Source organism: Comamonas avium (assembly GCF_014836675.1).
Classification (GTDB): Bacteria; Pseudomonadota; Gammaproteobacteria; order Burkholderiales; family Burkholderiaceae_C; genus Comamonas; species Comamonas avium.
Genome location: NZ_JACSQK010000008.1, coordinates 150820 through 158381, shown reverse-complemented (window position 1 = coordinate 158381; position 7562 = coordinate 150820). Strand labels below are relative to the sequence as shown.

Here is a 7562-nt window from a genome sequence, read left to right as displayed (position 1 = left end):
GCTCAACTGCACGAATCCTGTCTTCGTATGAGTACATGAACTACCTCCTGGTAGTCCAAGTTTTTGTCCGCATCCCCTAACTGGCTGAGGCCTTAATCTGGAAGCTGTACGACGCAAAACCTAGTGCACTGACAGCGGTATAGATCATTCGGTGTTGATATTCATTAGTGAACGGTTGGTTGCAACTAAAGTTGTCCTGCATACATCTACTACTGCTATGCGGCTGGTATCACAGTTTGCCGGCTATAGCCAGATAGCAGTTATTCCGAATACCTCGGCAGTAGGGCCTAAATGTCTGACGCTCTGGCAGCAACCAGCTGCAGTTAGTGGTTGGCGGCATGGCAAAGCTGCGCTGAAAGTCAGTGGTCACGGGACATGAAGTGCTGCTATCGACTGGTTGTTGCTGTTATACGTGACTTGTGAGCGGATCTTTGCGTTATCCCGATAGCTCCCTAGAGCGAATCGGCGCACAAATCGTTACAAGAAAGCCGTCTAGAATTCAATCAACACCACCATAGCGATTGTGCTCAACATCGGTAGACGCCTTTTCTTCCATTCGGTGTCCGATGTGGTGGAAATCAGCACTTACAGAACAAACCATAACCTGCCATATCGAGCAACAGAAGTACTGGCTCTTTCTTAGAAGTTGCCTACTAAGAGTCGGCTGAATTCTGCCGGGAACTCTGTTTCTGATTGAGATCGATAAACGGCTGAACTCGAGCAATTAGCTTTGCTCGATGCTGACGCCGTTTGAGAAGCTCCATGAACAACTTTAAAATTTCCACTCGTCTGACAGTGCTGGTTGCACTGATGTCCGTTTTACTGGTACTGGTTGGTGCGCTGGGCCTGTTTGGAATGTCGAAAACCGAGGAAGGCTTGCGCAGTGTGTACCAAGACCGCGCCGTGCCGCTCAGCCAAATACTGGTTGTTCAGCGAGATGTATTGCGCAACCGCAATGCTGCTAACCATGGGGTTGTCTTAGCGGACTCTAGTAAGACTGCAAGCATTCTTGAAGACATGCAGCAAAGCAGCAAAGAGATCGACACTACCTGGGCGGCATATATGGCCACCGAATTGACGCCTGATGAAGCTCTTTACGCGAAAGAATTCGAGCTGGCCCGTACAGGTTTTTTGAACAACTTCCTTGTTCCAGTGCAGGCCGCCTTGCAGGCAGCTGATTTCGAGCGTGCACGAGTACTGGTTTCTACCGTAGAGGAAAGCGCATATGCCCCAGTGCGCGATAGCTTGACGAAACTGACAAAGTTGCAAGTTGACGTGGCCAAAGAGAAATACGAAGAAGCTGTTGTGAGTTATCGCAACATCCGCAACTTGTCTATCGTTGCCATAGTTTTTGGCATTGCCTTGTCAGTATTTTTAGGTTGGAGTTTGGTGCGTGGTATCAGTAGCTCTTTGCTGCATGCTATGACCGCAACTGACGCTTTCGCTAAAGGAGATCTGACGCAATCTATTCGCGCGAATGGCCAAGACGAGGTAGCGCAATTGTTGCGCTCTCTTTCCGCCATGCAGGACAGCCTGATCCGTGTAGTGAGTACAGTGCGCCAGGGGTCAGAAGGGGTTGCTACTGCCAGTTCCCAGATTGCAGAAGGTAATCAGGACCTTAGTTCACGCACCGAATCACAGGCCAGTGCCCTAGAAGAAACAGCGGCCTCAATGGAAGAGATGACTTCCACCGTGCAGCAAAACGCCGCGAATGCTAAAACTGCCAATCAACTTGCTAACAACGCTTCGGAGGTTGCTGAGCACGGTGGCCAAGTGGTTGCCCAAGTGGTGGACACCATGAGGGGAATCAATGACAGTTCACGCAAAATCGCTGACATCATCAGTGTGATCGACAGCATTGCCTTTCAAACCAATATCCTGGCCTTGAACGCTGCGGTCGAGGCAGCACGTGCGGGCGAGCAAGGTCGCGGGTTTGCAGTTGTGGCCGGTGAGGTTCGTACTTTGGCACAACGTAGTGCTGTCGCGGCCAAGGAAATCAAGCAACTCATCGATGACAGCGTGGCTCGCGTTGAGCAAGGCTCGGCGCAGGTAGACAAGGCAGGCAGCACCATGTCCGAAGTGGTCAGCAGCGTGCGTCGCATGACAGACATCATGGCTGAAATCAGCGCGGCCAGTGCCGAGCAAAGCGCTGGTGTGGTCCAGGTTGGTGAGGCTGTGCAGCAAATGGATCAGGCCACACAACAAAATGCAGCTCTTGTGGAGGAGATGGCAGCTGCTGCAGCCAGCTTGCGTGGTCAGGCTCAGGATCTAGTACAGGTAGTTTCTGTTTTCAAACTCTCACAAGCTGTTAACGCACCAGCTGCAGACCTTGCATTGAAGTAATGCTTGGAGTCGCAAACAGCACTAACAAATAAAAAATTCTAAGTTATGAAGCATTCGTCCTCTCAGGGGGCAGATCATACGAACTCATCAGACCATGATGGCGAATGCGTTATCTCAACAAATGCGAGAGGCTCTTTTTTTGAAGTCTTGCTTGTTTTTTTCAAACTTGGATTGACGTCTTTTGGTGGGCCTGTCGCTCATTTGGGGTATTTCCGCACGGAGTTCGTTGAAGCCCGAAGGTGGCTAGACGACAAGAGTTACTCAGATTTAGTGGCGTTGTGCCAGTTTCTGCCTGGCCCAGCTAGTAGTCAGGTTGGCATAGCAATCGGTCTTGGCCGCAGCGGTTGGAGCGGCGCTTTTGCGGCGTGGTTAGGCTTCACGCTGCCTTCGACAATCGCGCTTATTCTTTTTGCAATAGGGGTCTCACATTCGTCAGTGCTTGCTCAGTCAGGGGCTATTCATGGACTAAAAATTGTTGCTGTCGCAGTTGTTGCGCAAGCTGTATCGGGGATGGCAAAGTCCCTTTGCCCTGACAGACTGCGTGCGAGCGTTGCTATTGCAGGCACTCTTTTAGTTCTAGCGGTTCCTTCCGCTATTGGACAGATCACCGCGATTGTTTTAGGTGGTGTGATTGGGTACTCGATGCTAAAGCTGAACCAGCTTCCAACAACACAGCACCTTACTTACGGTGTAAACAAAGTGGTCGCAGCAGCATTGTTGGGTATTTTTGCGATATTGCTGGTGCTTTTGCCTCTAATAGCTTCATTGACTCATTCACCAGTCGCAACTTTTTTCAGCGATTTCTATCAAGCCGGAGCATTGGTGTTTGGGGGTGGCCACGTTGTGCTTCCCTTGCTTCAGACAAGCGTAGTACCAAGTGGTTGGATGTCAAACGAGACTTTTCTAGCCGGCTATGGCGCCGCACAAGCTGTTCCAGGACCTTTGTTCACGTTCGCGGCTTACCTTGGCGCTGGCATGCCCAGCCCGTTTGGCGGCTGGATTGGAGGTTTGGCATTGCTGAGCGCTATTTTTTTGCCAGCTTTTCTATTGGTCATTGGCACATTACCGTTTTGGGAAGCTTTGCGTCAGCGTGTTGGAGTCCAGAGGTCAATGGCGGGGGTGAATGCAGCCGTGGTTGGGGTGTTAGGAGCTGCGCTATATGACCCAGTGTGGACGAGTGCAATCCATTCCAAAACCGATTTCGGATTTGCTTTAGCTGCGTTCGGATTGCTGGTTTACGCACGACTTCCCCCAGCGTTGGTCGTTATGCTTGCAGCGTTTACAGGGTGGATACTCTCGCTCTAACGAATCAAAGTTATAGAGGTTTATATTGGTCATGCGCAGCAATCCCAAATGCACTAGCAACAGACAACAGTTTTATGAGTCAGGTTCTGTGAGTGCAAAAAAGCACCCGAAGGTGCTTATTTGCGTCTTTAAGCTTTTAAACCCATAAGCGGAAGAAGTTGCAGGGCAGGCCGATAGATGCCTAGCGCTGAATACACGGCACCTTTGACCAGTTGAGCAATACTTAGAATATGCTCGTATGTTGCTACGTCAAAGGGCCTGTTGACATAAGACCATCTAATCACCTGATCTAGTTCCTGGCATAGCTGATCCAGCTCCACAAGCATCAGGTCTTTAGTGCGTCTGTGTCCTGAGTATTTGACTGCATCAAAACAAACGATCACATCATCGGCCTTATGCCGCGCTTGCCAGTCCATCTCCCTAGTGGCACGCAAAAAAACGCTCTTCTTGAACTCTGCGCATGCCTGGTCGATGACGATCAACGACTCTTCAATCATGTCGGTATCAATTTCATCGCTCATTTTCATACCCATTAAAAAACGATTCTGGTGATACAACATCCGCACACCGCAGCTAAGCCTAACGTGCGCCAAGCAAAGATTGGTATGGGTTCCTACTACCTTGGCGATGTAAATCATACACTTAGAAATCAATACTTGTTAGCCATGCCCTTCGCGTTATGAAGACTCTTGCTGAATCTGCGCAACCAACACTGCGCAACAATTTCCTCATATGTGCTCCATGTCACTAGAGACAGAGAAAACGAGATGCATAAAATAATTCTGCTGTTGGCGATGACTGGGAACCTAGCCTCGCGCTAGCACGCGAGGCACAGCCATGAAGCTGTAGAGAAAAAACCAAAAACAATAAAATTGGTTTTTTTAATAAAAAAGACTTATAATGAAATTGTTGCTAGCTAACTTAAATAGTTGCACAGTAACGTCAGCATGAGGTGATCGAGTCCTCCTGCAAAAAATTTCCGCGAAATTTTTCGCACCGTTGGCTGTCGAGCAACAGCCCATCGAGTTATCGAAAGCTCATGCAGGTCTCTTAGACCTGCTCTCTGATTGAACTAGATTCCACTCTCTCCTATTGCTATGGGCAAGTACTTCGTTACGCCCTCATCCCATAAGACCAATTGCGGTCGCTTCCAAGCATCCTTTGCACTTCAGCGCACAAAGCAAAACAGCAGCTACTGCCGTGTTTTTCGCTTTGACAAAACATTTGCCTCGACCGAAGCAGCAAAAATCTATGCTGTGACCCAAGGCTGGCTGCAAACATCCATGCAGCCCTCAACGTGCTGAGCCTCTAGCAAACGCTCAACTTCATCCGGTTGCTACGGACTAGCACTCCCCACAGCCATATTCAAACGATGCGTCAATTTTTGACGAGTCATTAATTAAAAGGCTTCTTTCATGAGCACCAAAATCTACGTTGGCAACCTGCCTTACTCCGTAACCGACTCCAGCCTGAAAAGCAACTTTGCTGAATTCGGAAGTGTTACCTCCGCCAAAGTCATGATGGATCGCGACAGCGGACAATCTAAAGGGTTTGCGTTTGTAGAGATGACCTCTGCTGATGCTTGTCAAGCCGCTATTACTGCGCTGCATGGAATGTCGGTTGATGGACGCTCGATCGTAGTCAACCTTGCGAAACCTCGCGAAGAAGGACGTGGCTCTGGCGGCAATCGCGAATTCCGCGCCAGCTCGCGTCCTAATGTTGGCTATGGCAATGATGGCTATGGCGGTGGCACTGGCTACTGATTTAGCTACGCACTCAAAAAACGCCCCAAAATTGAGGGCGTTTTTTTGCGCCTGGAGATTGAAAACTGGCAGGAAGAATTTATAGACCGTTGGATGTCTGTAATAGGCAGAAGAACGTGACGGCGAAGCATACGGACAATCGACGTTGCAACACATTCGCTGAACAACTCTAGCGGGGCTAAGTTGTCTGAAGTTTTTTATGGAACGCTTGTTTTTTCATGTGAAATTTCTTCCAGCGCATTCTGCGAGAAACTGGCGATGTCGATTCCTTTGTCTAAATACTCCCGTCGTAATCGATTGGTGATTTCGCTTCACCGTGTCCAAGGTTCTGTGGATCGCGGAGGTAGACTCCGGTGCAGGTACACCGATGGTGCATTTATGGCTAGTCATTTGTATCCTCGATTCAGGGGGCAAGGATCGCTAAAGCTCTCGTAGCAAGGTCTATGCATCTCTTTTGCAACAGTGCATGCTTGATCCTGAATTTATTTCAAACCAATCAATTGGCAATCACGAAGTCAACAAATCCTCGCTCTACTGAAGTAGAAAGCAACTTCACCCTCACCTTTTGCCCCACACGGGTTGCTGGAGATGAATTCTTTAGGCGTCCTTCTACAGGCGGGGTAAAAATGCGAACCCAGGTCCCATGCTCTCCACTACCAGTGACAATCCCTTCGAAAGCCTCTCCCACGCGGTCATGAAGCAACAAAGCAGCTTCTGATTTACGCAATTGGCGTTCAACTTTCTTCGCAGCATCTTCTTGTGCAGTGCAGTGCGCCGCAAGTGCCTCAAGCTCAGGGATCGAATAAGGAGACTGCTCTCCGGTCAGTGCAGACTTAAGCAATCGTAAAGTTATCAAATCTGGATAACGCCGATTGGGCGCAGTCGAATGCATGTAATCCTGAACAGCCAGTCCAAAGTGGCCAATCGATGGTCCTCGGGCATACTCCACCACGTATTCGCCAGAGCCCATGAGTTTGATCACAACCAAAGACAAATCTGGAAACCGTAAAGGGTCTTGTTTGTGCTGTTGAGCTAAAAAAGCCTGCAAAGCTTCTCCATTGGGCTCATATGGCAAGCTTGTACCGTATCTATAAGCCACTTCCATGATTCGAAGCCATCTTTCAGGGGAACGAACTACTCTGCGCAGCGATGGAATACCTTGGGCCGCCAAAAAGCGAGCCGTACAAACGTTGGTAGCAATCATCAACTCTTCAATTAGCTGTCGCGCGCGATTGTGAGGTTGTTGTCGAATGCCAATTATTTTGTTGTTTTCAAATACAGCATGAGGTTGAAATGTTTCAAACTCAAGTGATCCCAGCGAACGGCGCAGCAGCTTAAGTTTTTGAGCCAGCGTATCTTGCATACGCAACTGAACATCCATCCCTGCAATCTTACGGGCAGGTTCAGGCAAGTCGATTTCGCCCTCCATCCATGCAGACACTGCGTCGTAAGCTAGTTTTGCCTTGTTCTGAACAACTGCCCGAAAATGGTTAGATTCCACCAATACGCCAAGCTCATTGAAGACCATTACCGTTACAACTGCTAGGCGTTTTTCGTCTTGGTTAAGCGAAGTGAGGTCTGTGCACAACTGAATGGGCAGCATGGGGAAAACACGAGCAGAGGTATAAACAGATGTTGTATTCAGCCTAGCGTGCTCATCAATAGGAGAGCCTTTTTTCACCATGCTATCCACATCAGCAACCGCTACATATGCACGCACTGTTCCGTTTGACAGTGATTCAATCGCAGTCAGTTGATCAAGATCCAGAGAGTCATCGTTATCTATGGAACACCACGGCAATGCAGTCAGGTCACGAATACTTTCATCAGTCTCTTTGGCAGGTTCAGGCATGTGCGAGAGCTGATTGATAACACTGTCTGGAAAGTCTGGCTCTAAACCTCGGCTATACATTGCCCAAGCTGCGATTGTCGATAAATCGGCACGATGATTCGATAAAACGTTTCGCATGGCCAAGCACCTTCCGTAGTGATGAAGACTATTCTGAATCAAAAGGGACTATGGCGTACTTCTTGGAGACTTTTGTGCAAAGCTAAGGACGTGAACGCTTCCCCAAAGTGCCTGTCAAACGTTAGTTCAACTCACTGTTGATGACTACACCGAATAATCTATCTAGGAGTGATTTGATGAAG

General features: G+C 48.9%; 6 protein-coding genes. 4 read left to right on the top strand and 2 right to left on the bottom strand.

Annotation, left to right across the window (positions count from 1 at the left end; all coding sequences use genetic code 11):
- Positions 1-762: 762 nt before the first annotated feature.
- Both H9646_RS18675 and chrA read left to right on the top strand, forming a co-directional pair.
- Positions 763-2343 carry a methyl-accepting chemotaxis protein gene (locus H9646_RS18675; protein ID WP_191724419.1) on the top strand — a complete coding sequence of 527 codons (1581 nt, stop codon included), beginning with the start codon at positions 763-765 and terminating at the stop codon, positions 2341-2343.
- 45 nt (positions 2344-2388) lie between these two features.
- A complete protein-coding gene (gene chrA, locus H9646_RS16200) occupies positions 2389-3648 on the top strand; it encodes a chromate efflux transporter (RefSeq protein ID WP_191724418.1) in 1260 nt (419 codons plus the stop codon).
- A 128-nt stretch (positions 3649-3776) separates the two neighbouring features.
- Here the strand turns inward: chrA and H9646_RS16195 are convergent, their stop codons facing one another.
- Entirely contained in the window at positions 3777-4286 is a 510-nt protein-coding gene (locus H9646_RS16195) for a hypothetical protein (RefSeq protein ID WP_191724417.1), read from the bottom strand.
- Positions 4287-4745: 459 nt separating this feature from the next.
- Here H9646_RS16195 and H9646_RS18740 point away from each other — a divergent pair, with 459 nt between their 5' ends.
- Positions 4746-4952: a hypothetical protein gene (locus H9646_RS18740; RefSeq protein WP_404813111.1), complete on the top strand. Its 207-nt coding sequence runs from the start codon at positions 4746-4748 to the stop codon at positions 4950-4952.
- A 111-nt stretch (positions 4953-5063) separates the two neighbouring features.
- Positions 5064-5411, top strand: a complete 348-nt coding sequence (locus H9646_RS16190) for an RNA recognition motif domain-containing protein (RefSeq protein WP_191724416.1) — start codon at positions 5064-5066, stop codon at positions 5409-5411.
- 496 nt (positions 5412-5907) lie between these two features.
- Here the strand turns inward: H9646_RS16190 and H9646_RS16185 are convergent, their stop codons facing one another.
- Positions 5908-7380: an RNB domain-containing ribonuclease gene (locus H9646_RS16185; protein ID WP_191724415.1), complete on the bottom strand. Its 1473-nt coding sequence runs from the start codon at positions 7378-7380 to the stop codon at positions 5908-5910.
- Between the last annotated feature and the right edge of the window lie 182 nt (positions 7381-7562).

Excerpts from the sequence above, each read along its gene's own strand:
- H9646_RS18740 (WP_404813111.1), top strand. The coding sequence starts at position 4,746 with ATGGGCAAGTACTTCGTTACGCCCTCATCCCATAAGACCAATTGCGGT.
- H9646_RS16185 (WP_191724415.1), bottom strand. The coding sequence starts at position 7,380 with ATGCGAAACGTTTTATCGAATCATCGTGCCGATTTATCGACAATCGCA.
- H9646_RS16195 (WP_191724417.1), bottom strand. The coding sequence starts at position 4,286 with ATGATTTACATCGCCAAGGTAGTAGGAACCCATACCAATCTTTGCTTG.
- H9646_RS18675 (WP_191724419.1), top strand. The coding sequence starts at position 763 with ATGAACAACTTTAAAATTTCCACTCGTCTGACAGTGCTGGTTGCACTG.
- chrA (WP_191724418.1), top strand. The coding sequence starts at position 2,389 with ATGAAGCATTCGTCCTCTCAGGGGGCAGATCATACGAACTCATCAGAC.
- H9646_RS16190 (WP_191724416.1), top strand. The coding sequence starts at position 5,064 with ATGAGCACCAAAATCTACGTTGGCAACCTGCCTTACTCCGTAACCGAC.